Source organism: Helicobacter pylori, from assembly GCF_009689985.1.
Lineage (GTDB): Bacteria > Campylobacterota > Campylobacteria > Campylobacterales > Helicobacteraceae > Helicobacter > Helicobacter pylori_CG.
This window is the reverse complement of sequence record NZ_QBAW01000001.1, coordinates 244905-267575: the sequence shown is the minus strand read 5'-3', so window position 1 is coordinate 267575 and position 22671 is coordinate 244905. Positions and strand designations below refer to the sequence as shown.

At 40.0% G+C, this 22671-nt stretch carries 20 protein-coding genes and 2 tRNA genes; 16 read left to right on the top strand and 6 right to left on the bottom strand.

Annotated features, from left to right (window positions below):
* Positions 1-15 precede the first annotated feature (15 nt).
* Positions 16-107: transfer RNA gene (locus DBU79_RS01315), tRNA-Ser, on the bottom strand.
* A 129-nt stretch (positions 108-236) separates the two neighbouring features.
* On the opposite strand from DBU79_RS01315, the gene fabD reads away from it, so the two are divergent.
* The 9 genes from fabD to tlpC all read left to right on the top strand — a co-directional run bounded on the left by fabD (position 237) and on the right by tlpC (position 10332).
* A complete protein-coding gene (gene fabD, locus DBU79_RS01310; RefSeq protein ID WP_154411300.1) occupies positions 237-1166 on the top strand; it encodes an ACP S-malonyltransferase in 930 nt (309 codons plus the stop codon).
* Positions 1167-1176: 10 nt separating this feature from the next.
* Positions 1177-1872, top strand: a complete 696-nt coding sequence (locus tag DBU79_RS01305; RefSeq protein WP_154411299.1) for a 5'-methylthioadenosine/adenosylhomocysteine nucleosidase — start codon at positions 1177-1179, stop codon at positions 1870-1872.
* A 248-nt stretch (positions 1873-2120) separates the two neighbouring features.
* The gene (gene rpoD / locus DBU79_RS01300) at positions 2121-4169 is read left to right on the top strand and encodes an RNA polymerase sigma factor RpoD (RefSeq protein ID WP_180581851.1); all 2049 of its coding nucleotides are present in this window, start codon (positions 2121-2123) and stop codon (positions 4167-4169) included.
* A gap of 19 nt (positions 4170-4188) precedes the next feature.
* The gene (locus DBU79_RS01295; protein WP_134889649.1) at positions 4189-5562 is read left to right on the top strand and encodes an SH3 domain-containing C40 family peptidase; all 1374 of its coding nucleotides are present in this window, start codon (positions 4189-4191) and stop codon (positions 5560-5562) included.
* Positions 5563-5615: 53 nt separating this feature from the next.
* Complete coding sequence (locus DBU79_RS01290; protein WP_154411297.1) at positions 5616-6968, top strand: FAD-dependent oxidoreductase; 1353 nt, start codon at positions 5616-5618, stop codon at positions 6966-6968.
* Between the two features lie 6 nt (positions 6969-6974).
* Positions 6975-7163, top strand: a complete 189-nt coding sequence (locus DBU79_RS01285; RefSeq protein ID WP_154411296.1) for a DUF5408 family protein — start codon at positions 6975-6977, stop codon at positions 7161-7163.
* Positions 7164-7347: 184 nt separating this feature from the next.
* Positions 7348-7773 (top strand): 50S ribosomal protein L13, encoded by a 426-nt coding sequence (gene rplM / locus DBU79_RS01280; RefSeq protein ID WP_000167675.1) that lies wholly within the window; start codon positions 7348-7350, stop codon positions 7771-7773.
* A complete protein-coding gene (rpsI, locus tag DBU79_RS01275) occupies positions 7770-8159 on the top strand; it encodes a 30S ribosomal protein S9 (protein ID WP_001227270.1) in 390 nt (129 codons plus the stop codon). Before rplM ends, rpsI begins: the two co-directional genes overlap by 4 nt.
* A gap of 151 nt (positions 8160-8310) precedes the next feature.
* Complete coding sequence (tlpC, locus tag DBU79_RS01270) at positions 8311-10332, top strand: methyl-accepting chemotaxis protein TlpC (protein WP_154411295.1); 2022 nt, start codon at positions 8311-8313, stop codon at positions 10330-10332.
* A 388-nt stretch (positions 10333-10720) separates the two neighbouring features.
* Here the strand turns inward: tlpC and DBU79_RS01265 are convergent, their stop codons facing one another.
* From DBU79_RS01265 to rpsT, 5 genes are all read right to left on the bottom strand, one after another.
* Entirely contained in the window at positions 10721-12508 is a 1788-nt protein-coding gene (locus tag DBU79_RS01265; protein ID WP_154411294.1) for a dentin sialophosphopreproprotein, read from the bottom strand.
* A 250-nt stretch (positions 12509-12758) separates the two neighbouring features.
* Positions 12759-14540: an outer membrane beta-barrel protein gene (locus tag DBU79_RS01260; RefSeq protein ID WP_134889639.1), complete on the bottom strand. Its 1782-nt coding sequence runs from the start codon at positions 14538-14540 to the stop codon at positions 12759-12761.
* Between the two features lie 10 nt (positions 14541-14550).
* Complete coding sequence (locus tag DBU79_RS01255; protein WP_033764644.1) at positions 14551-14808, bottom strand: hypothetical protein; 258 nt, start codon at positions 14806-14808, stop codon at positions 14551-14553.
* 410 nt (positions 14809-15218) lie between these two features.
* The gene (prfA, locus tag DBU79_RS01250; protein WP_134890304.1) at positions 15219-16277 is read right to left on the bottom strand and encodes a peptide chain release factor 1; all 1059 of its coding nucleotides are present in this window, start codon (positions 16275-16277) and stop codon (positions 15219-15221) included.
* Positions 16278-16400: 123 nt separating this feature from the next.
* Positions 16401-16670 (bottom strand): 30S ribosomal protein S20, encoded by a 270-nt coding sequence (gene rpsT, locus DBU79_RS01245; protein WP_001273615.1) that lies wholly within the window; start codon positions 16668-16670, stop codon positions 16401-16403.
* Between the two features lie 89 nt (positions 16671-16759).
* On the opposite strand from rpsT, the gene glmM reads away from it, so the two are divergent.
* From glmM to ureE, 7 genes are all read left to right on the top strand, one after another.
* Entirely contained in the window at positions 16760-18097 is a 1338-nt protein-coding gene (glmM, locus tag DBU79_RS01240; RefSeq protein WP_154411293.1) for a phosphoglucosamine mutase, read from the top strand.
* Positions 18091-18564, top strand: a complete 474-nt coding sequence (gene lspA / locus DBU79_RS01235; protein ID WP_154411292.1) for a signal peptidase II — start codon at positions 18091-18093, stop codon at positions 18562-18564. Before glmM ends, lspA begins: the two co-directional genes overlap by 7 nt.
* Before the next feature lie 17 nt (positions 18565-18581).
* A tRNA-Val gene (locus DBU79_RS01230) sits at positions 18582-18657 on the top strand.
* Positions 18658-18909: 252 nt separating this feature from the next.
* A complete protein-coding gene (gene ureA, locus DBU79_RS01225; protein WP_000779231.1) occupies positions 18910-19626 on the top strand; it encodes an urease subunit alpha in 717 nt (238 codons plus the stop codon).
* Positions 19627-19629: 3 nt separating this feature from the next.
* Positions 19630-21339, top strand: a complete 1710-nt coding sequence (gene ureB / locus DBU79_RS01220) for an urease subunit beta (protein WP_000724308.1) — start codon at positions 19630-19632, stop codon at positions 21337-21339.
* 207 nt (positions 21340-21546) lie between these two features.
* Positions 21547-22134, top strand: a complete 588-nt coding sequence (gene ureI / locus DBU79_RS01215) for an acid-activated urea channel protein UreI (protein ID WP_154411291.1) — start codon at positions 21547-21549, stop codon at positions 22132-22134.
* Between the two features lies 1 nt (position 22135).
* The gene (gene ureE / locus DBU79_RS01210) at positions 22136-22648 is read left to right on the top strand and encodes an urease accessory protein UreE (protein ID WP_000583096.1); all 513 of its coding nucleotides are present in this window, start codon (positions 22136-22138) and stop codon (positions 22646-22648) included.
* Positions 22649-22671 lie beyond the last annotated feature (23 nt).

Genomic DNA, 22671 nt, shown 5'->3' with positions numbered 1-22671 from the left:
TAAAGGCAAAAAGGCTGGCGGACAGGGAGGGATTCGAACCCTCGGTAACCTTGACGGCTACGCATCCTTAGCAGGGATGTGGTTTCAGCCAACTCACCCACCTGTCCTTTAAAAAGTAGAATTATAGTAAAAATAAGTTAAAATAAACCTTAAACTTTAATGGTTTCTAAACAAAACTAAGGGCTTTTATACTACAATTTTAAATTATGGATTAATAAAATTTAAAGGATAACACCATGCAATACGCATTATTATTTCCAGGGCAAGGCTCGCAATGTATAGGAATGGGAAAATCATTCTATGAGAGCCACACCCTAGCTAAAGAATTGTTTGAAAGGGCTTCTAACGCGCTTAAAGTGGATATGAAAAAAACGCTTTTTGAAGAAAATGAGCTTTTAAAAGAGAGCGCTTACACCCAGCCTGCCATTTATTTAGTGAGTTGTATCGCTTACCAATTACTCAACAAGCAAGCAAATGGGGGGTTAAAACCCGTTTTTGCTTTAGGGCATTCGCTCGGCGAAGTGAGCGCGGTGTCTTTGAGCGGGGCGCTAGATTTTGAAAAAGCCCTTAAACTCACGCACCAAAGAGGCAAAATGATGCAAGAAGCGTGCGCGAATAAAGACGCTTCCATGATGGTCGTTTTGGGCGTTTCTGAAGAAAGCCTTTTGAGTTTGTGTCAAAGAACCAAAAATGTGTGGTGTGCGAATTTCAATGGCGGCATGCAAGTGGTTTTAGCCGGGATTAAAGACGATTTGAAAGCCCTAGAGCCGACTTTAAAGGAAATGGGGGCTAAAAGAGTGGTTTTTTTAGAAATGAGCGTGGCGAGCCATTGCCCTTTTTTAGAGCCTATGACTTTTAAATTCCAGGAATTGCTGGAAAAAAGCTTAAAAGATAAATTCCATTTTGAAATCATCTCCAATGCGACTAACGAAGCGTATCATAGCAAAGCAAAAGCCGTTGAATTATTGAGCTTGCAACTCACTCAGCCGGTGCGTTATCAAGACTGCGTGAAATCTAACAACAACCGAGTGGATGTTTTTTTTGAATTAGGCTGCGGGAGTGTGTTAAAGGGGCTTAACAAGCGCTTAAGCAACAAGCCTACCATAAGCGTGGGGGATAATAAAGGGCTTGATGAAGCCATTGAATTTTTAGAAGAATACGTGTGATTGGGAGAAAATGGTGCAAAAAATTGGCATTTTAGGGGCGATGAGAGAAGAAATAACCCCTATTTTAGAATTGTTTGGCGTGGGTTTTGAAGAGATCCCTTTAGGGGGGAATGTTTTCCATAAAGGCGTTTATAATGATAAAGAAATCATTGTCGCTTATAGCAAGATTGGCAAGGTGCATTCCACTTTAACCACAACGAGCATGATTTTAGCGTTTGGCGTTCAAAAGGTGCTTTTTAGCGGGGTGGCTGGAAGCTTGATTAAAGATTTAAAAATCAATGATTTGTTAGTGGCTAATCAATTAGTCCAGCATGATGTGGATTTGAGCGCGTTTGATCACCCTTTAGGGTTTATCCCCGAAAGCGCGATTTTTATTGAAACGAGCGGAAGTTTAAACGCTTTAGCTAAAAAAGTCGCTAATGAGCAACATATCGCGCTCAAAGAAGGCGTCATCGCATCAGGTGATCAGTTTGTGCATAGCAAAGAAAGGAAAGAGTTTTTAGTTAGCGAATTTAAAGCGAGTGCGGTGGAAATGGAGGGGGCGAGCGTGGCGTTTGTGTGCCAAAAATTTGGCGTGCCATGCTGCGTGCTAAGGAGCATTAGCGATAACGCTGATGAGGAAGCTAACATGAGCTTTGATGCGTTTTTAGAAAAAAGCGCTCAAACTTCAGCGAAATTTTTAAAAAGCATGGTGGATAAGCTTTAGGGCTTGTTTTTATTAAACGCAGACAATTAAAACCCTTTTCTAAAAAATGGGGGGGTTTAAATTTTATTTTAAACTCATTTTTTAAAGGCTATCGCTTGATTAGCGTTACGCTTTTTGATGGTTTTGCGATCAATATTCGGTGGAATAAAACCAAATTCCAATAATATAATTAGAATTTAAGCTATTTTTTAGTAAAATGGCAAAGGATTAGGTGTATCTTAATCTTATGAACCTAGCTTGCAAAAAGCATGGGTTCTTATTTTATGGAGTGTCCAATGAAAAAGAAAGCTAACGAAGAAAAAGCCCCCAAAAGAGCTAAACAGGAAGCCAAAACAGAAGCCACACAAGAAATTAAACAAGAAAACAAAGCCAAAGAGAGCAAAATTAAAGAAGCCAAAACCAAAGAAAGCAAAGTCAAAGAAACAGCGAAAGAGCCTGTTCCTGTTAAAAAGCTTAGTTTTAACGAAGCGTTAGAAGAATTGTTCGCTAATTCCTTAAGCGATTGCGTTTCTTATGAGTCCATCATTCAAATCAGTGCGAAAGTCCCCACTCTAGCCCAAATCAAAAAAATCAAAGAATTGTGCCAAAAATACCAAAAGAAATTGGTCAGCTCTTCAGAATACGCTAAAAAACTCAATGCGATTGACAAGATTAAAAACACCAAAGAAAAGCAAAAAGTTTTAGATGAAGAATTAGAAGATGGCTATGACTTTTTGAAAGAAAAGGATTTTTTAGAGTGGAGCAGAAGCGATAGTCCGGTGCGCATGTATTTGCGTGAAATGGGGGATATAAAACTTTTAAGCAAAGATGAAGAAATTGAATTGAGCAAGCAGATCCGCTTGGGTGAAGACATTATTTTAGATGCGATTTGCTCGGTGCCGTATTTGATTGATTTTATTTATGCGTATAAAGACGCTTTAATCAATCGTGAACGAAGGGTTAAAGAGCTTTTCAGGAGCTTTGATGATGACGATGAAAATAGCGTGAGCGATTCTAAAAAAGATGACGACAGCGAAGAAGATGAAGAAAACGAAGAAAGGAAAAAAGTCGTTTCTGAAAAAGACAAGAAGCGCGTAGAAAAGGTTCAAGAAAGCTTTAAAGCCCTAGACAAGGCTAAAAAAGAATGGCTTAAAGCCCTTGAAGCCCCCATAGATGAAAAAGAAGACGAGCTAGTGCGTTTATTGACCCTAGCTTACAAACGCCAAACACTCAAAGACAGACTCTATGATTTAGAGCCTACCAGCAAACTGATTAATGAATTAGTCAAAACGATGGAGACCACTTTAAAAAGCGGCGATGGGTTTGAAAAAGAGTTGAAACGCTTGGAATACAAACTGCCCTTATTCAATGATGTTTTGATCGCTAACCATAAAAAAATCCTTGCTAATATCACTAACATGACTAAAGAAGATATTATCGCTCAAGTGCCAGAAGCGACTATGGTGAGCGTGTATATGGATCTCAAAAAACTCTTTTTGACCAAAGAAGCGAGCGAAGAAGGCTTTGATTTAGCCCCTAACAAACTAAAAGAAATTTTAGAGCAAATCAAAAGAGGGAAATTGATTTCCGATCGCGCTAAAAACAAAATGGCTAAATCCAATTTAAGGTTGGTAGTGAGCATCGCTAAACGATTCACAAGCAGAGGCTTACCCTTCTTGGATTTGATTCAAGAGGGTAATATCGGCTTGATGAAAGCAGTGGATAAGTTTGAGCATGAAAAGGGCTTCAAGTTTTCTACCTATGCGACCTGGTGGATCAAACAAGCTATCAGCAGAGCCATAGCCGATCAAGCCCGCACTATCCGCATCCCCATTCACATGATTGACACGATTAATCGCATCAATAAAGTCATGCGCAAACACATTCAAGAAACCGGCAAAGAGCCTGATTTGGAAGTGGTGGCTGAAGAAGTGGGGCTTTCGTTAGATAAAGTGAAGAATGTGATTAAGGTTACTAAAGAGCCTATCAGTTTGGAAACCCCAGTCGGCAATGATGATGACGGCAAATTTGGGGATTTCGTGGAAGATAAAAATATCGTTAGCTCCATTGATCACATCATGCGAGAAGATTTAAAAGCGCAAATTGAAAGCGTTTTGGACCAGTTGAACGAGCGAGAAAAAGCGGTGATCCGCATGCGTTTTGGGCTTTTAGACGATGAAAGCGATCGAACTTTAGAAGAAATCGGTAAGGAATTGAATGTTACTAGAGAAAGGGTACGCCAGATTGAAAGCTCTGCGATCAAAAAATTGAGAAGCCCGCAATACGGGCGCATTTTAAGAAACTATTTGCGCATTTGATGTTAAGGTTCTCTAAAGCATGCGTTATTTTCTTATAGTTTTCTTGTTTTTGTTTGTGGGTTGCATGAAAAAAGATTTCACGCTCAAAGATTTATCCTTGCCCCAAGAGGCTTCAAGCTATCTTGCAAGCTCTCAAAATGATAGTCATAATAACCAAAGCATTGACCCCCAAGCGTTAAGAGAAAATCTAAAAGAGAGCTATCTCAAAGCGTGGTATTCCCCATGGCTAGATGCGAAAGTCAAAAGCAATAAAAAAGAAGTGTTTTGGATCCTTAAGGAAATGAATAAATCCACCGGTTATGGCGAAGATCTAAAACCCAACGCAAAAGCTTTCAATGATGAACTTATTAAAAGCATGGATATTGAGCATTACCCAAGTGCTAAGATTAAGGCTGTTGTGGTGCGAGATAGCGATGTGAGGGCTGTGCCTACTAACAAGCCTTATTACCTTTCTCAAAAAGGCTATCCTTTTGATAGGTATCAAAATTCGCTGATTTTTCAAGGCACGCCGGTTTTAATCACGCATTTTAATCTGGATAAAACTTACGCCCACATTCAAAGCAGTTTTGTTTATGGCTGGATTAAAGTTAGCGATCTAGCCTACATGCGCGATAAAGACATAGAGCTTTTAACCAAGCTTAAAAATTATGTCATGCCTATAAAAGATAAAATCCCCCTTTATACAGACTATGGGGATTTTTACACCAATGCTAGGGTGGGCGAATTGTTCGCTCTCATCCCCCAAAGTCAAAACGCATCTCAAAACCCCCAAAAAAAGGAATTGAAAGCCTATGGTTTTTTGAGGGACGCTAAGGGTTATGCAGCTTTACAAAGCGTGATCTTAGATGAAAAGGATTTTTTTGTTTTTCCTAAGGCTTTTAACAGCGAGAACATGGCGTATTTTATAGACACCATGCTAGGGCAAAAATACGGCTGGGGTGGACTATTAGGTAATAGGGATTGCTCGGCCTTCACCAGAGATAGTTTTGCTAATTTTGGTATTTTGCTCCCCAGAAATTCCTACGCGCAAAGCCGTTATGCGAACAATTATATGGATTTAAGCTCCATGAAAGCTAAAGAAAAAGAAGATTACATCCTTAAAAACGCCACGCCTTTTGGAACGCTCATCTATTTAAAAGGGCATATCATGCTCTATTTAGGCGCATACAACCATCAAGCGATAGTCGCTCACAGCATTTGGTCGGTGCAAACCCAAAAGCATTTTAAAACCTTGAGCCATAAAATAGGGGGCGTGGTGATCACTTCATTATGGTTAGCCGAAGAACATAATGGGGCGTTTTCTAAAAAGAAATTATTGATTGATAGGGTGCTTGGAATGAGCGATTTGAAAGATTTTGTCAATAAAACTTCAAGCCCTTTGAATGCGAATTGATTTTCTTATACTATGATTACGATTTATCAATTTAAAACATTTGGAGAAAGACAATGAGTATGGAATTTGATGCTGTGATTATTGGAGGTGGGGTTTCAGGGTGCGCGACCTTTTATACTTTGAGCGAATACAGCTCTTTAAAACGCGTGGCTATCGTGGAAAAATGCTCTAAATTAGCTCAAATCAGCTCCAGCGCTAAGGCTAATTCACAAACCATTCATGATGGCTCTATTGAAACGAATTACACTCCTGAAAAAGCTAAAAAAGTGCGTTTGAGCGCTTATAAGACCAGGCAATACGCACTCAATAAAGGCTTGCAAAATGAAGTGATTTTTGAAACCCAGAAAATGGCTATAGGCGTGGGCGATGAAGAATGCGAGTTCATGAAAAAACGCTACGAATCCTTTAAAGAGATCTTTGTGGGGTTAGAAGAATTTGACAAACAAAAGATTAAAGAATTAGAGCCTAATGTGATTTTAGGGGCTAATGGCATAGACAGGCATGAAAACATTATCGGGCATGGTTATCAAAAAGATTGGAGCACGATGAATTTTGCGAAGTTGAGCGAAAACTTCGTTGAAGAAGCCCTAAAATTAAAGCCTAACAACCAGGTGTTTTTGAATTTCAAAGTGAAAAAGATTGAAAAACGCAACGACACTTACGCAATCATTTCTGAAGACGCTGAAGAAGTGTATGCTAAATTCGTGCTGGTCAATGCCGGCTCTTACGCTTTGCCTTTGGCTCAGAGCATGGGTTATGGCTTGGATTTAGGGTGCTTGCCTGTGGCGGGCAGCTTTTATTTTGTGCCGGATTTATTAAGGGGTAAGGTTTATACCGTTCAAAACCCCAAGCTCCCTTTTGCAGCCGTGCATGGCGACCCTGATGCCGTCATTAAAGGAAAAACACGAATCGGGCCTACCGCTTTAACGATGCCTAAATTAGAACGAAACAAATGCTGGCTTAAGGGCATTAGCTTGGAATTGTTGAAAATGGATTTGAATAAAGATGTGTTTAAGATTGCGTTTGATTTGATGAGCGATAAAGAAATCCGTAATTATGTGTTTAAAAACATGGTTTTTGAATTGCCCATTATCGGTAAAAGGAAATTTTTAAAAGACGCTCAAAAAATCATCCCCTCTCTTAGCCTAGAAGATTTAGAATACGCTCATGGTTTTGGCGAAGTGCGCCCGCAAGTTTTAGACAGAACCAAGCAAAAGCTGGAATTAGGCGAAAAAAAGATTTGCACCCATAAAGGTATCACTTTTAACATGACCCCTTCTCCAGGTGCGACGAGTTGCTTGCAAAACGCCCTTGTGGATTCTCAAGAAATCGTTGCGTATTTGGGCGAGAGCTTTGAATTAGAACGCTTTTATAAAGATTTATCCCCAGAAGAATTGGAAAATTAAAAACGCATGCAAAACGAACAAGAAGCCCTAGAGATCGCTAAAAAAGCCGTTAAAATCGTGTTTTTTTTAGGGCTTGTGGTGGTGCTTTTGATGATGATAAACCTTTACATGCTCATCAATCAAATCAACGCGAGCGCTCAAATGAGCCACCAAATCAAAAAGATAGAAGAAAGGCTCAATCAGGAGCAAAAATAAAGGCTTTTTGGTATTTTTACGATCAAATAGTAAAAAGCTTGTCTTTAATCAAGCGGTCTTTTTTAAGCGGTCTTTTGGGGATTTAGTTGAAAGAAAATTTTTAAACTTTAAAATTTCCTTAAATTCAGCAACATTTAAGCTTATTTCCTTATAATATTCGCTTTAATTTTATCAAAGGATTCTCATGACAAAGACTGCTAAAGTCAATGACATCGTTCGTGATTGGGTCGTTTTAGACGCTAAAGACAAAGTTTTTGGCCGCTTGATCACTGAAATCGCTGTGCTTTTAAGAGGCAAACACCGCCCTTTTTACACCCCTAATGTGGATTGTGGGGATTTTGTGGTGGTTATCAACGCTAATAAGGTTAAATTTTCAGGCATGAAATTAGAGGATAAAGAGTATTTTACCCATTCAGGCTATTTTGGCAGCACTAAGAGCAAGACTCTCCAAGAAATGCTAGAAAAAACCCCCGAAAAGCTCTACCACTTAGCCGTTAGGGGCATGCTCCCTAAAACGAAATTAGGGAAAGCGATGATTAAAAAACTCAAAGTTTATCGTGATGATAAGCACCCTCACACCGCACAAACTAGCAAAAAGGACGCTAAATGAGAAAAATCTATGCTACCGGTAAAAGAAAAACCGCTATCGCTAAAGTGTGGCTCACTCCGGGTAAAGGCGAATTGAGTATCAATGAACAGAGCCTGAATCAATGGTTAGGCGGGCATGAAGCCATTAAGATGAAAGTCATGCAGCCCTTACTTTTAACCAAACAAGAGCAATCTGTGGATATTAAAGCGGTGGTTTTTGGTGGGGGCTACTCAGCGCAAGCGGAAGCCTTAAGGCATGGCATTTCTAAAGCTTTGAACGCTTATGATATTGCTTTTAGAGCCGTTTTAAAACCTAAGGGCTTGCTCACTAGGGATTCAAGGGTGGTTGAACGCAAAAAATATGGTAAAAGAAAGGCCAGAAGAAGCCCGCAATTCTCCAAAAGGTAATTTTTATTTCTTTTTGCCTCTCCTTTGGGGGCTTTGGAAGGCTTTGGCTCTCTTTTATTTTCCGCTTTTTTGTTCTCTCTTGTTTTATTAAAATTTCAAAATTAATGTATAATAATCATTCTCTATCACTAGTTTTAAAAGGGCAAAGAGAATGAAATCTGCAAGAATTGGTTCTAAAATTGTCATGATAGTGTGTGCGGTTGTCATTGCAATTAGTGCTGTTATGGGCGTTATTATCAGCTACAAGGTTGAAAGCGTGTTGCAAAGCCAAGCCACAGAATTGCTGCAAAAAAAGGCTCAGTTAGTCAGTTTTAAGATTCAAAGCATCATGAAACGCATTTTTATTGGCGCTAACACCCTTGAAAAATTTTTAAGCGATGAAAATAGCGCTATCAACGACACCCTAAAAAGGCGCATGCTCTCTGAGTTTTTGTTAGCAAACCCTCATGTGTTATTGATTAGTGCGATTTATACGAACAATAATGAACGAATTATCACTGCCATGAATTTGGATTCAAAAATCGCCTACCCTAATACCACGCTCAATGAAACCATGACCAATCAAATCCATTCGCTCAAAGATACAACCCATTCAGATCCCTACTATAAAGAAATTAATGGCAATAAAATCTATGGCATGGATATTACCCTCCCCCTAATGGGTAAGAATCAAAAGATTATAGGCGTGCTGAATCTCTTTTTAAACATTGACGCTTTTTATACAGATGTGGTAGGCAAGACAAAGAGTAACACCTTTTTAATGGGGAAAGATGGCAGGCTTTTAATCAACCCTAATCATAAGATCCAAGATAAGATTTTAAGCGCTATCAATCCGGATAAAAGAGTCGCTAAAGCTGTGGAGTATTACAATCAAAACGAAGCGGGCACTTTGAGCTACCATTCATTGAGCGGGAATACAGAAACTTTTTTAGCCATACAGCCCTTTAATTTTTTTGAAGAAAAAGGGGATAACGGCAATCAGTGGCGTTGGGCAATTGGAAAATATGTCAATAAATCTTTAGTCTTTAAAGAAGCCACAAACACCAAATACATTATTATCACCACTTTGATTTTAGGCGTGCTGGTGTTAGCCCTTTTAGTCTTTATCATCATTTCTAGTCTTATAACCACACGCATCAGTAGGGTCAATAACACCCTAAACGATTTTTTCAACTTGCTTAATAACCCCAAAAATAACCATGCCATAAGCCTAACGCCCCCAAGCGCTTATGATGAAATCGGGCAAATGCAAGCTTCTATCAATGAAAACATTCTTAAAACCCAAGAAAGCATTCAAGCCGATAATAAAGCCATTCAAAACAGCATTGAAGTAACAAACCATGTGGAAAATGGGGATTTCACGCAAGAAATCGCATGCGTGCCTAAAAATAAAGATTTGCAAGCCCTAAGAAATACGATTAATAGCATTATCCAGTATTTTCGCAACCAAATTGGCGCCAATATTGAAGCCCTAAATAACGCCCTAGAGCATTATAAAAACCTGGATTTCACCCACCACATCCAAAACCCTAAAGCCAACATGGAAAAAGCACTCAACACTTTAGGGCAAGAAATTTCTAGCATGCTTAAAGCTTCTTTAGGGTTTGCAAACGCGCTCAACCATGAATCCAAAGATTTAAAAACTTGCGTGGATAACTTAACCAAAACCGCTCACAAACAAGAAAGAAGCCTGAAAAACACCACTCAATCCTTAGAAGAAATCACTAATATTATTACAACCATTGATTCTAAAAGCCAAGAGATGATCTCTCAAGGCGAAGACATTAAAAGCGTGGTGGATATGATTAGAGATATTGCCGATCAAACCAATCTTTTGGCCCTAAACGCTGCTATTGAAGCCGCAAGGGCCGGTGAGCATGGCAGAGGCTTTGCGGTAGTGGCTGATGAAGTGAGAAAGCTCGCTGAAAGGACGCAAAAATCGCTCAGCGAGATTGAAGCCAATATCAATATTCTCGTTCAAAGCATTGCCGATAACGCTGAGTCTATTAAAATGCAAAATAAGGGCGTAGAAAATATCCACAACTCCATTAACGCCTTGCAACAAGATGTCCAGGATAATTTGACTATCGCTAACCATTCTTTACAAGTCAGCACTAAAATTGATGGGATCTCCCAAGATATTTTAGAAGATGTGAGCAAGAAGAAATTTTGATTTCTGCTTTTAATTTTGAGCGTCTAAAATGTAAAACCGCCCCCTTTTTCCTAAAGCAAGGGGTTTTTTTAACTAAAGTGACCCTAACGGACGCTAATGCGAAAGGCTCTTTAAAGTCTGCATGGGCATTTCTCACCCTAAAAAGATTAGAGGTATTTTGTTAGCTTGAATATAGCCTAAGCGTTTACATCTTACACCCTAAAGGACGGAGTTTTTTTGCGTTGGTTTGATGGTAAAAAGCTTTGGTTGGATTTTAAAAAGCGTTCTTAAGGGGAGTTAGTTGGGGGTTAAAGGGGTATTCATCGCCAAAGTATCCCCTACCACATTAAAAAAATTATAAATAAAAATATTAAGTTTGGCTATCACTCTTTGATGTTGGGGTTTAATCTCAATTCCCCATATCGCCACCCATATCCCCCATGTCTCCCATATCGCCACCCATATCCCCCATGTCTCCCATATCGCCACCCATGTCGTCGTTCATGTCCCCCATATCGCCCATGTCATCGTTGCTATTACCCATGTCGTCGTTCATGTCGTTCGCGTTGTTCAAATCATCGCCCATGTCGTTGCTATTACCCATGTCGTCATTAGTGTTAGCCGTATCATCGTTGCCATTGTTCATGTTGCTCATATCATCAGTGTTACCGGTATCAGTATTGCCGGTATCGGTGTTATTCATATCGCCGGTATCGCCGGTATTGTTGCCGCTAGCATCTTTATCATCAGTGGGGGTGTCGTTTGCGTTGCCGGTGTCAGTGGTGTTAGTATCCATGTGATCATCGTTGTGATCATCGTTGGTGGTGTTGTTAGGGTTTATGAGCGCATTACCCCCTTGATCTTTGCTGTTATTTGCATGGGTGTTGCCCATGTTGTTAATAGGCGTTTGTTGCGCGGGTTGTTGCATAGGGTTATTGATCGCATCATTCAAATCATCTCTATCATCGCCATCAATTTTCAAACTCCCGTCTAAATAATTCCCCACCACATCGCTACTATGGCTTAATTGTTGCACGCTGTCTAGGGCTTTATCCACTTGGGCTTGTTGCTCGCTTGAAAGCCCTTTTTGATCTTTTAAGTCATTGTCCAATTGGTTGAGATTGTTGTCTAATTTGTCCCTCACTTCCATAGCTTTATTGACCACTGAATCAATCTTATTAGGGCTCGCCCCATCTTGCTTCATTTCTTTGATTTGCCCCACTAAATGGTTAAGCTCTTTGGCTTGAGAAGTTATCGCATCCACGCTTTTAGTGGGCATGGCTTTGGTGTGGAAAAGCGAATTGTCTTTGAGCATACGGCTGTTGTCTAAATTGACTAAAGCGCTATTCAAGCGGTTGGTTTGAATGCCTTTGCTGAATTTGGGATCACGATAAAAGCTCATGAGATTTGCTGGTTGCGAAGATTTATCGTCTTTATCGTCTTTGTCATCATCAGTAGGCGTATCAAGTTGGTTAATGGAAGCGTCATGGTCTAAAATCTCTTCTTGATCGAGCGCATACATGTAATTTTCTAACATCAAGTAATCTTGAACTTGCATCATGAAAAACATGTTAGGGTAGAAGCCATACATGCCATCATAAAAGTCATAAAAATCATACATGCCCATGCCATACATGCCATACATACCCATTCCATACATGCCATAATAAGGGCTATAGTAAGAGTTGTAATAGTTGTTGCTCCTATAATAAGGGCTTTGAGCCTTCTCATTCTCTTGTTGTTTTTTAAGATACGCCCCTACCACACTCAAATCAGCGAGCATTTTTTGAGCCGTTTTTTGATCTTTTAAAGAAATGCCTAAGGGGATATAAATACCGGTGCGGTAACTATAAAAAGAATCCCTAGCGATGATTTTAAGACAGTATTTCAAATTCTTTTGCAATTTTAGGGCTTGCCTCAAACGTGCATGCGCTCTAAAATTCCCCAAGATGCCAGAGTTAAAACGCATTTTTTCCACTAACGCACTGAATTTTTTCGCATCGCCATTAGCCGCATTGATATAGTTTAAAGCACTAGCCCCCCATTCACTGGTGCTGCTTTTATAACCCCCAAAATTCACTATTTTTGGCGTTAATTCCCCTTTTAATTGCGAATCTTTTAAATCAAACAACGCCCTATTCACGCTGATAGCGTTTAAACTGAGTGTCATTATAAAAAGTATTTTTATAGCTTTCATTCATAACCTTAAAAAATATCTCTTGCGAGCATTATAGACTATTTTTAGAAATCAAAATGACTTTTGAAAACAAGCCAAAGTAAAAAATCAAATCCCAAAACAAAAGGTTCTGTTTTAAACGCTTCTTTAGTTTTTAAAAAACTTTCTTAAACAAAAACCTAACCCCCCCAACACAACAAAACAAACATCGCAAAAAAAAAGAAAAAAAACCAACAGAGAGAAAACCCTCTATTGAAAAGAAGAAAAAGGCTTAGAAGTTGATCATGTAGTTAAAATAGATAGAGAAATTCCTTTTATAGAACACATCTACTGATCCATCTACGCCCCTTTCTTTATAGAATTGGTTGGTGAATAAAGGCAATTTAAGGCCCACTTCAATCCCGCTGTGTTTAGAAAAATTGCTCCTAAAACCAAATTCAACAGGCATTTGGAAATAGCTCGTGTTCATGCTCGCTGAACAGCCTGCGGTGTTGTTGCAAATGTGCATTTGAGATTTTAAGTAGCTCTCTCCTTGAACGATAAACGAATCCCCTCCTAACCCAAAGCCTAAGAACAACCCTGCTGTGTTATAGCCCTCTTTACTTTCATAGAAGTTATAGAGCGCATCAAAGCCCACGCCATAAGTGAAGTTATTCACTTGAGACGCACCCTCCATGATTCCAAGCTGGCTCCCCACAAAGCTTAAATTCGCATGGTTATAGCTGTAATATCCATAAGACCTAAAGCCAAAGCGTTTGGTTTTGCCAAAGAACCACTTATACCCTGCCATCGCATCTACCCCATACATTTGCCCGTAATTATTGGTGTTGATCACGCTTGGCGTGTAGGTTGCTTGGGCTTGAGCGACAGCGGTTTGAATGTTTTTATGCACGCTCATGAAAGCGTCTTTTTGAGCCATTAGATTGGTTTTTAGCGCGTTTAAGAAATTGATGGCATCTGTCGTTGTCGTTGCACTATCACTAGCAGCTGCAAGCGCAACAGCTTGCGTTTTTTGCGTATCAGCTGTAGCAAGATTGGCTAGAGCCATATCCACTTGATTGATAGCTTTATCTAACGCGCCCACAACCGCATTAGAGCCGTTTGTCAATTGCCCAATCGTCGCGCTAGAAGAATCCAAATAGCCTTTTAGAGTGTTTTGAGCGCTTTCTAACGCGCTAAACGCGCTGCTTAGCCCTTGAGCGTTGGAAATCACACTGCCTAAATTAGGATTACCGCTTAAAAGAGAGCTGATCGTTGCGGTTTGCTGAGACATGGTTTCTACCCCACTTAAAGTGGTGTTCATCGCGCTCACGCTCACACTCTTAAAATTATTAACCATAGTGGTATCTTTGGTTAGCTGGCTTGCCACAGAACTCCCGCTAGCGCTTGGTGTGCCAGTTGTTTCGTCTTTTTTAGTTGGTGGGGTTGTTGGAGCTGGTGTGCCGCTTGAAGCGGTGTGTTTTGGTTCCTCTTTAGTTGGTGGGGTTGGTGGGGTTGATGGTGTCTGATCTTTTAGCGCTGTTTCTAAAGCGTTTTGATCGTTAGTGAGCTGATTTTCAGCCTTTTGTAAAGTTGTTTCAGCGGTTTGTTCTGTTGCTTGATCTTTTGTAAAAGTGGTTTCATCAAAATCTTTAGCATCAGCGTCTTTTTTAACTTGAGCTACAGCGTTTTCTAAAGCTGTTTCATCGTTTTGAACGGCTGTGTTATCGATTTCTACTTGTTTAGCCGCACCAGCTACAGTAGTGTCAGTGCTTTTTGTATAAGTTTCATCAGTTGTGGCGGTTTGGCTGTCAGTAGCAGCGGTGTTCTCAAGTGTTGTCGCTTCTTGGCTGTCGCTTTGAGCGGTGGCTTGGGCTTGAGTTTGGGCTTGTTGTTGCGTTGGTGAATCGCTTGTTAATTTACTATCCTTATCCTTTTCAGCATAATTACTAAAAACATGCGATGGTTTTTGCAATGCTGCGTAGGTTTCTAAATCGGTAGCGTTCATGCTCCCTAAAAGCACGCCACTAGCCGCCAAAGAGACAAAGCCTAATTTTTTGAATGACTTTTTCACAACTTCCTTCTTATTTTTTCATCCAGCTTGCGCTTGGATTGACTTTCGTGTCCGGTTTAGAAGCGCTTTGCGTTTCTTGGGCTGGAGCTACTTGATTGCTGCCAAACATTGAAGTGTCTATCGGGGTGTTATTGTTAGCGCCTGGGGTGCGGGTGGTGTTTTGGTTTTCTAAATTAGAATATTGAAACCCCCCTCCTAAAAACGCGCCGCTTTTTTCTGCCATAGACACACTAAAGGCTAATGCCATACCTAAAAAAACTTTTTTCATTTAAAACTCCTTAATGTGAGAAATCCTAAGGATTTCTTTTTTTATTGCATTCATGCTATGGTGCAAAAATGTAGGGAGCTATCAAAATTTGAGAGTTGTCCTCATACATTCGCTTCTACAGAATACAATTCGCTCTTACAAATATTAAGCTTTGGAGTTATATCACAAAAAAGTGAATTTTTCGTTAAGAATGGGTTAAATAAATCGTTTTATGTTTTAAAAGTGTATTTATATATAAAAATATATATATAATTTAAAATTATATTTATAACTAGATTTTATGGAAGCTCTTGTGCTGTTTTTGTGTGGGGCAAAAATTTAGAGCTTTTAGGGTTTTTGGTCGTAGTGGGTGGCTATCTTAAAAAACGCTTGAGTGTTTTATCGCTTGTTTTATCATTTTAGTAATGGTCTTATTCAAACTGGCTTTGAGCATGAGCGATTAAAGGGTTGATCACTTCATCTAAATTCCCTGAAAGCATGATTTCTTCTAAACTATACAAAGTTAAATTGATTCTATGCTCGCTCAAGCGGTTTTGTGGGTAATTATAAGTGCGGATCCTTTCACTCCTATCCCCACTACCCACTTGCTCCTTTCGGTCTTTAGCGTTAGCGAGCTGTTGCTCTTCAATTTGTTTTTCATAAAGGCGCGCTTTTAGGATTTTTAGGGCTTTATCCTTGTTTTTATGCTGGGATTTTTCATCTTGCATGCTCACGCTGATATTAGTGGGGAGATGCGTGATGCGAACCGCAGAGTCTGTAGTGTTGACGCATTGCCCCCCATGCCCGCCAGCGCGAAACACTTCAATCTTTAGATCGCTAGGGTTGATAGAAACTTCCACATCATCCACTTCAGGCATGATCGCTACCGTGATAGCGGAAGTATGGATTCGCCCTTGAGATTCTGTCTCGGGGACTCTTTGGACTCGATGCGTGCCTGCTTCAAATTTGAGCCTTGAATACACGCCCTTGCCCTTAACCAAAGCGATGATTTCTTTATAGCCCCCTACGCTGTTTTCGCTAGAGCTCACTATCTCTACTTTCCATTTTTTCAAATCCGCATAACGGCAATACGCTTTAAACAAATCCCCTACAAAAATGCCCGCTTCATCGCCCCCTGTGCCAGCCCTTAACTCTAAATAAATGTTTTTATCATCGTTAGGGTCTTTGGGGATGAGGAGTTGCTTAATGGCAGTTTCTAGTTCGCTTTTTTGGATTTCTAAAATTTTTAACTCTTCTTTAGCCAGTTCGCTCAATTCTTTGTCTTCTAAAAGCTCTTTATTTTCTTTGATATTCTCTAAAACGCTCAAATACTCTTTACTCGCTATGGAGATTTCTTCAATGGAGCTTTGCTCTTTGCTAAATTCGGTGAGTTTTTTAATATCGCTAATCACTTCAGCGCTAGAAAGCAACGCTGTGAGTTCGTCGTATCGTTTGAGAATGGAAGAAAGCTTTTCAGCTAGAATGGACATGCGAGACTACCTATAAAAAGATGTGAATGAAAGATGCAACAATTCAAAAAACACTAAAACTTAAAAAGAAGCCCAATAATAAAAACCCATTACTGAGCTAAAGAAGTTAAAAACGCCCCAAAACTAAGCGAGAGCGATTTTTTTCACTGAAGCGTTAAGCCTTGAAACTTTCCTAGAAGCGGTGTTTTTCTTTAAAATCCCTTTGCTGACAAATTTATGCAACTCTTTATTAGCGATTTTCAAACGCTCTTGAGCTTTTGCTACATCATTGACAGCGACCGCTTCACGCACGGCTTTAATGATATTTTTAATTTTAGTTTTATAGAACCTGTTGCGTTCGGTTCTCTTAATGGTCTGTCTGATTCGCTTTTCTGCGGACTTATGATTTGCCATAGCCTTGTTTTAATCCCTTTGTAATGTAAAATTTGGCATAATTCTATCTAAAAATTGATTAAAAATAGTTTAAAAGGTATTTTATAACGATGAAAATTTTTGGGACTGATGGCGTGAGAGGTAAAGCAGGGGTGAAACTCACCCCCATGTTTGTGATGCGTTTAGGCATTGCTGCCGGGTTGTATTTTAAAAAACATTCTCAAACGAATAAAATTCTAATCGGTAAAGACACCAGAAAAAGCGGCTATATGGTAGAAAACGCTTTAGTGAGCGCTCTCACTTCCATAGGCTATAATGTGATTCAAATAGGGCCTATGCCTACCCCTGCGATTGCGTTTTTAACCGAAGACATGCGCTGTGATGCGGGCATTATGATAAGCGCGAGCCACAACCCTTTTGAAGATAATGGTATTAAGTTTTTCAATTCTTATGGCTATAAACTTAAAGAAGAAGAAGAAAAAGCGATTGAAGAAATCTTTCATGATGAAGAATTACTGCATTCTAGCTATAAAGTAGGCGAGAGCGTCGGTAGCGCTAAAAGGATAGACGATGTCATAGGGCGCTATATCGTGCATTTAAAGCACTCTTTCCCCAAACATTTGAATTTACAGAGTTTAAGGATCGTGCTAGATACCGCTAATGGCGCGGCTTATAAGGTGGCTCCGGTCGTTTTTAGCGAGCTTGGGGCTGATGTGCTAGTGATTAATGATGAACCTAATGGGTGTAACATTAATGAGCAATGTGGGGCTTTACACCCTAACCAATTGAGCCAGGAAGTGAAAAAATACCGCGCGGATTTAGGCTTTGCTTTTGATGGCGATGCTGATAGGCTAGTGGTGGTGGACAATTTAGGGAATATCGTGCATGGGGATAAGCTTTTAGGGGTGTTAGGGGTTTATCAAAAATCTAAAAACGCCCTTTCTTCTCAAGCAATTGTCGCTACAAACATGAGCAATTTAGCCCTTAAAGAATACCTAAAATCCCAAGATTTAGAATTGAAGCATTGCGCGATTGGGGATAAGTTTGTGAGCGAATGCATGCGGTTGAACAAAGCCAATTTTGGAGGCGAGCAAAGCGGGCATATCATTTTTAGCGATTACGCTAAAACCGGCGATGGCTTGGTGTGCGCTTTGCAAGTGAGCGCGCTTGTGTTAGAAAGTAAGCAAGTGAGTTCTGTTGCGTTAAACCCCTTTGAATTATACCCCCAAAGCCTAGCGAATTTGAATATCCAAAAAAAGCCCCCTTTAGAAAGCCTGAAAGGTTATAGCGCTCTTTTAAAAGAATTAGACCAACTAGAGATCCGCCATTTGATCCGTTATAGCGGCACTGAAAACAAATTACGAATCCTTTTAGAAGCTAAAGATGAAAAATTGCTCGAATTGAAAATGCAAGAATTAAAAGAGTTTTTTGAAGGACATTTGTGCTAAACACCACCCAACAAAGCCTGTTGGTTTTTATAGGGGTTTTTTTTCTTATTTTTGGCGTGGATCAAGCGATTAAATACGCTATTTTAGAGGGGTTTCGCTATGAAAGTTTGGTTATAGATATTGTTTTAGTGTTCAATAAAGGCGTGGCGTTTTCCTTACTCAGTTTTTTAGAGGGGGGTTTGAAATACTTGCAAATCCTTTTGATTTTGGGGCTTTTTATCTTTTTAATGCGCCAAATTGAGCTTTTTAAAAGCCATGCGATAGAGTTTGGCATGGTGTTTGGCGCTGGGGTTTCTAATGTTTTGGATCGGTTTGTGCATGGGGGCGTGGTGGATTATGTGTATTACCATTATGGCTTTGATTTTGCCATTTTTAATTTCGCTGATGTCATGATAGATGTGGGCGTGGGCGTTTTATTGTTAAGACGATTCTTTTTTAAGCAAAAACAAAACAAAATTAAGGCATAATTACCCTTTTTAATAAAGGTCGCGTAGCTCAGTTGGTAGAGCACTACCTTGACATGGTAGTGGCCGCTGGTTCAAGTCCAGTCGTGGCCACCATTATTATTACTCCAACCCTAATTCTCATTTTTTTGCGGGTTTTTGATTTTTATAAATTCTAAAGGGGTATTAAACGCGTTCCCAATAACGCTTTTATAGTGCTTCAAAAATATAACACTAATTCATTTTAAATAATAATTAGTTAATGAACGCTTCTGTTAATCTTAGTAAATCAAAACATTGCTACAATTACATCCAACCTTGATTTCGTTATGTCTTCAAGGAAAAACACTTTAAGAATAGGAGAATGAGATGAAACTCACCCCAAAAGAGTTAGATAAGTTGATGCTCCACTACGCTGGAGAATTAGCTAGGAAACGCAAAGAAAAAGGCATTAAGCTTAACTATGTAGAAGCAGTAGCTTTGATTAGTGCCCATATTATGGAAGAAGCGAGAGCTGGTAAAAAGACTGCGGCTGAATTGATGCAAGAAGGACGCACTCTTTTAAAACCTGATGATGTGATGGATGGCGTGGCAAGCATGATCCATGAAGTGGGTATTGAAGCGATGTTTCCTGATGGGACCAAACTCGTAACCGTGCATACCCCTATTGAGGCTAATGGTAAATTAGTTCCTGGTGAGTTGTTCTTAAAAAATGAAGACATCACTATCAACGAAGGCAAAAAAGCCGTTAGCGTGAAAGTTAAAAATGTTGGCGACAGACCGGTTCAAATCGGCTCACACTTCCATTTCTTTGAAGTGAATAGATGCTTAGACTTTGACAGAGAAAAAACTTTCGGCAAACGCTTAGACATTGCGAGCGGGACAGCGGTAAGGTTTGAGCCTGGCGAAGAAAAATCCGTAGAATTGATTGACATTGGCGGTAACAGAAGAATCTTTGGATTTAACGCATTGGTTGATAGGCAAGCAGACAACGAAAGCAAAAAAATTGCTTTACACAGAGCTAAAGAGCGTGGTTTTCATGGCGCTAAAAGCGATGACCACTATGTAAAAACAATTAAGGAGTAAGAAATGAAAAAGATTAGCAGAAAAGAATATGTTTCTATGTATGGCCCTACTACAGGCGATAAAGTGAGATTGGGCGATACAGATTTGATCGCTGAAGTAGAACATGACTACACCATTTATGGCGAAGAGCTTAAATTCGGCGGTGGTAAAACCCTAAGAGAAGGCATGAGCCAATCTAACAACCCTAGCAAAGAAGAATTAGATTTAATCATCACTAACGCTTTAATCGTGGATTACACCGGTATTTATAAAGCGGATATTGGTATTAAAGATGGCAAAATCGCTGGTATTGGTAAAGGCGGTAACAAAGACATGCAAGATGGCGTTAAAAACAATCTTAGCGTGGGTCCTGCTACTGAAGCGCTAGCCGGTGAAGGCTTAATCGTAACGGCTGGTGGTATTGACACACACATCCACTTCATTTCACCCCAACAAATCCCTACAGCTTTTGCAAGCGGTGTAACAACCATGATTGGTGGCGGAACCGGTCCTGCTGATGGCACTAATGCGACTACTATCACTCCAGGTAGAAGAAATTTAAAATGGATGCTCAGAGCGGCTGAAGAATATTCTATGAACTTAGGTTTCTTGGCTAAAGGTAACACTTCTAACGATGCGAGCTTAGCCGATCAAATTGAAGCCGGTGCGATTGGCTTTAAAATCCACGAAGACTGGGGTACCACTCCTTCTGCAATCAATCATGCGTTAGATGTTGCGGACAAATACGATGTGCAAGTCGCTATCCACACAGACACTTTGAATGAAGCTGGTTGTGTAGAAGACACTATGGCTGCTATTGCTGGGCGCACTATGCACACTTTCCACACTGAAGGCGCTGGCGGCGGACACGCTCCTGATATTATTAAAGTGGCCGGTGAACACAACATTCTACCCGCTTCCACTAACCCCACTATTCCTTTCACCGTGAATACAGAAGCCGAACACATGGACATGCTTATGGTGTGCCACCACTTGGATAAAAGCATTAAAGAAGATGTTCAGTTCGCTGATTCAAGGATTCGCCCTCAAACCATTGCGGCTGAAGACACTTTGCATGACATGGGGATTTTCTCAATCACCAGTTCTGACTCTCAAGCGATGGGTCGTGTGGGTGAAGTTATCACTAGAACTTGGCAAACAGCTGACAAAAACAAAAAAGAATTTGGCCGCTTGAAAGAAGAAAAAGGCGATAACGACAACTTCAGGATCAAACGCTACTTGTCTAAATACACCATTAACCCAGCGATCGCTCATGGGATTAGCGAGTATGTAGGTTCAGTAGAAGTGGGCAAAGTGGCTGACTTGGTATTGTGGAGTCCAGCATTCTTTGGCGTGAAACCCAACATGATCATCAAAGGCGGATTCATTGCGTTAAGCCAAATGGGCGATGCGAACGCTTCTATCCCTACCCCACAACCGGTTTATTACAGAGAAATGTTCGCTCATCATGGTAAAGCTAAATACGATGCAAACATCACTTTTGTGTCTCAAGCGGCTTATGACAAAGGCATTAAAGAAGAATTAGGGCTTGAAAGACAAGTGTTGCCGGTAAAAAATTGCAGAAACATCACCAAAAAAGACATGCAATTCAACGACACTACCGCTCACATTGAAGTCAATCCTGAAACTTACCATGTGTTCGTGGATGGCAAGGAAGTAACTTCTAAACCAGCCAATAAAGTGAGCTTGGCGCAACTCTTTAGCATTTTCTAGGATTTTTTAATTTTCTAAGGTTCTAGGAGCGTTCCTCCTTAAATCTTAGGTTGTAGGCTCTCTAACTTTTTTATTAAAAGTTAAGAGCTTATTTTTTTGTTTTTATTTTTTGTCAATTTACTATTTTTCTTTATGATTAGCTCAAGCAACAAAAGTTATTCGTAAGGTGCGTTTGTTGTAAAAATTTTTGTTTGGAAGGAAAAGGCAATGCTAGGACTTGTATTGTTATATGTTGGGATTGTTTTAATCAGCAACGGGATTTGCGGATTAACCAAAGTCGATCCTAAAAGCACTGCGGTGATGAACTTTTTTGTGGGCGGACTTTCCATTGTTTGTAATGTGGTGGTCATCACTTATTCCGCTCTCAACCCTACAGCCCCTGTAGAAGGCGCCGAAGATATTGCTCAAGTATCGCACCATTTGACTAGTTTCTATGGGCCAGCGACTGGGTTATTGTTTGGTTTTACCTACTTGTATGCGGCTATCAACCACACTTTTGGTTTAGATTGGAGGCCGTATTCTTGGTATAGCTTATTCGTAGCGATCAACACGATTCCTGCTGCGATTTTATCCCACTATAGCGATATGCTTGATGACCACAAAGTGTTAGGCATCACTGAAGGCGATTGGTGGGCGATCATATGGTTGGCTTGGGGTGTTTTGTGGCTTACCGCTTTCATTGAAAACATCTTGAAAATCCCTTTAGGGAAATTCACTCCATGGCTTGCTATCATTGAGGGTATTTTAACCGCTTGGATTCCTGCTTGGTTACTCTTTATCCAACACTGGGTGTGAGATGATCATAGAGCGTTTAGTTGGCAATCTAAGGGATTTAAACCCCTTGGATTTCAATGTGGATTATGTGGATTTGGAATGGTTTGAAACGAGGAAAAAGATCGCTCGTTTTAAAACCAGGCAAGGCAAAGACATAGCCATACGCCTTAAAGACGCTCCCAAGCTGGGTCTCTCTCAAGGGGATATTTTATTTAAAGAAGAGAAGGAAATTATCGCCGTTAATATCTTGGATTCTGAAGTCATTCACATCCAAGCCAAGAGCGTGGCTGAAGTAGCGAAAATATGCTATGAAATAGGAAACCGCCATGCGGCTTTATACTATGGCGAGTCTCAATTTGAATTTAAAACACCATTTGAAAAGCCCACGCTAGCGTTATTAGAAAAGCTAGGGGTTCAAAATCGTGTTTTAAGTTCAAAATTGGATTCCAAAGAACGCTTAACCGTGAGCATGCCCCATAGTGAGCCTAATTTTAAGGTCTCATTGGCGAGCGATTTTAAAGTGGTCATGAAATAAATATAGAGGATAGAGGAAAAAGC

Excerpts from the sequence above, each read along its gene's own strand:
- ureA (WP_000779231.1), top strand. The coding sequence starts at position 18,910 with ATGAAACTCACCCCAAAAGAGTTAGATAAGTTGATGCTCCACTACGCT.
- rplM (WP_000167675.1), top strand. The coding sequence starts at position 7,348 with ATGACAAAGACTGCTAAAGTCAATGACATCGTTCGTGATTGGGTCGTT.
- fabD (WP_154411300.1), top strand. The coding sequence starts at position 237 with ATGCAATACGCATTATTATTTCCAGGGCAAGGCTCGCAATGTATAGGA.
- glmM (WP_154411293.1), top strand. The coding sequence starts at position 16,760 with ATGAAAATTTTTGGGACTGATGGCGTGAGAGGTAAAGCAGGGGTGAAA.
- ureE (WP_000583096.1), top strand. The coding sequence starts at position 22,136 with ATGATCATAGAGCGTTTAGTTGGCAATCTAAGGGATTTAAACCCCTTG.
- DBU79_RS01295 (WP_134889649.1), top strand. The coding sequence starts at position 4,189 with ATGCGTTATTTTCTTATAGTTTTCTTGTTTTTGTTTGTGGGTTGCATG.
- rpoD (WP_180581851.1), top strand. The coding sequence starts at position 2,121 with ATGGGTTCTTATTTTATGGAGTGTCCAATGAAAAAGAAAGCTAACGAA.
- tlpC (WP_154411295.1), top strand. The coding sequence starts at position 8,311 with ATGAAATCTGCAAGAATTGGTTCTAAAATTGTCATGATAGTGTGTGCG.
- rpsI (WP_001227270.1), top strand. The coding sequence starts at position 7,770 with ATGAGAAAAATCTATGCTACCGGTAAAAGAAAAACCGCTATCGCTAAA.
- DBU79_RS01265 (WP_154411294.1), bottom strand. The coding sequence starts at position 12,508 with ATGAAAGCTATAAAAATACTTTTTATAATGACACTCAGTTTAAACGCT.
- prfA (WP_134890304.1), bottom strand. The coding sequence starts at position 16,277 with ATGTCCATTCTAGCTGAAAAGCTTTCTTCCATTCTCAAACGATACGAC.
- rpsT (WP_001273615.1), bottom strand. The coding sequence starts at position 16,670 with ATGGCAAATCATAAGTCCGCAGAAAAGCGAATCAGACAGACCATTAAG.
- ureI (WP_154411291.1), top strand. The coding sequence starts at position 21,547 with ATGCTAGGACTTGTATTGTTATATGTTGGGATTGTTTTAATCAGCAAC.
- DBU79_RS01290 (WP_154411297.1), top strand. The coding sequence starts at position 5,616 with ATGAGTATGGAATTTGATGCTGTGATTATTGGAGGTGGGGTTTCAGGG.
- DBU79_RS01255 (WP_033764644.1), bottom strand. The coding sequence starts at position 14,808 with ATGAAAAAAGTTTTTTTAGGTATGGCATTAGCCTTTAGTGTGTCTATG.
- ureB (WP_000724308.1), top strand. The coding sequence starts at position 19,630 with ATGAAAAAGATTAGCAGAAAAGAATATGTTTCTATGTATGGCCCTACT.
- DBU79_RS01285 (WP_154411296.1), top strand. The coding sequence starts at position 6,975 with ATGCAAAACGAACAAGAAGCCCTAGAGATCGCTAAAAAAGCCGTTAAA.
- DBU79_RS01305 (WP_154411299.1), top strand. The coding sequence starts at position 1,177 with ATGGTGCAAAAAATTGGCATTTTAGGGGCGATGAGAGAAGAAATAACC.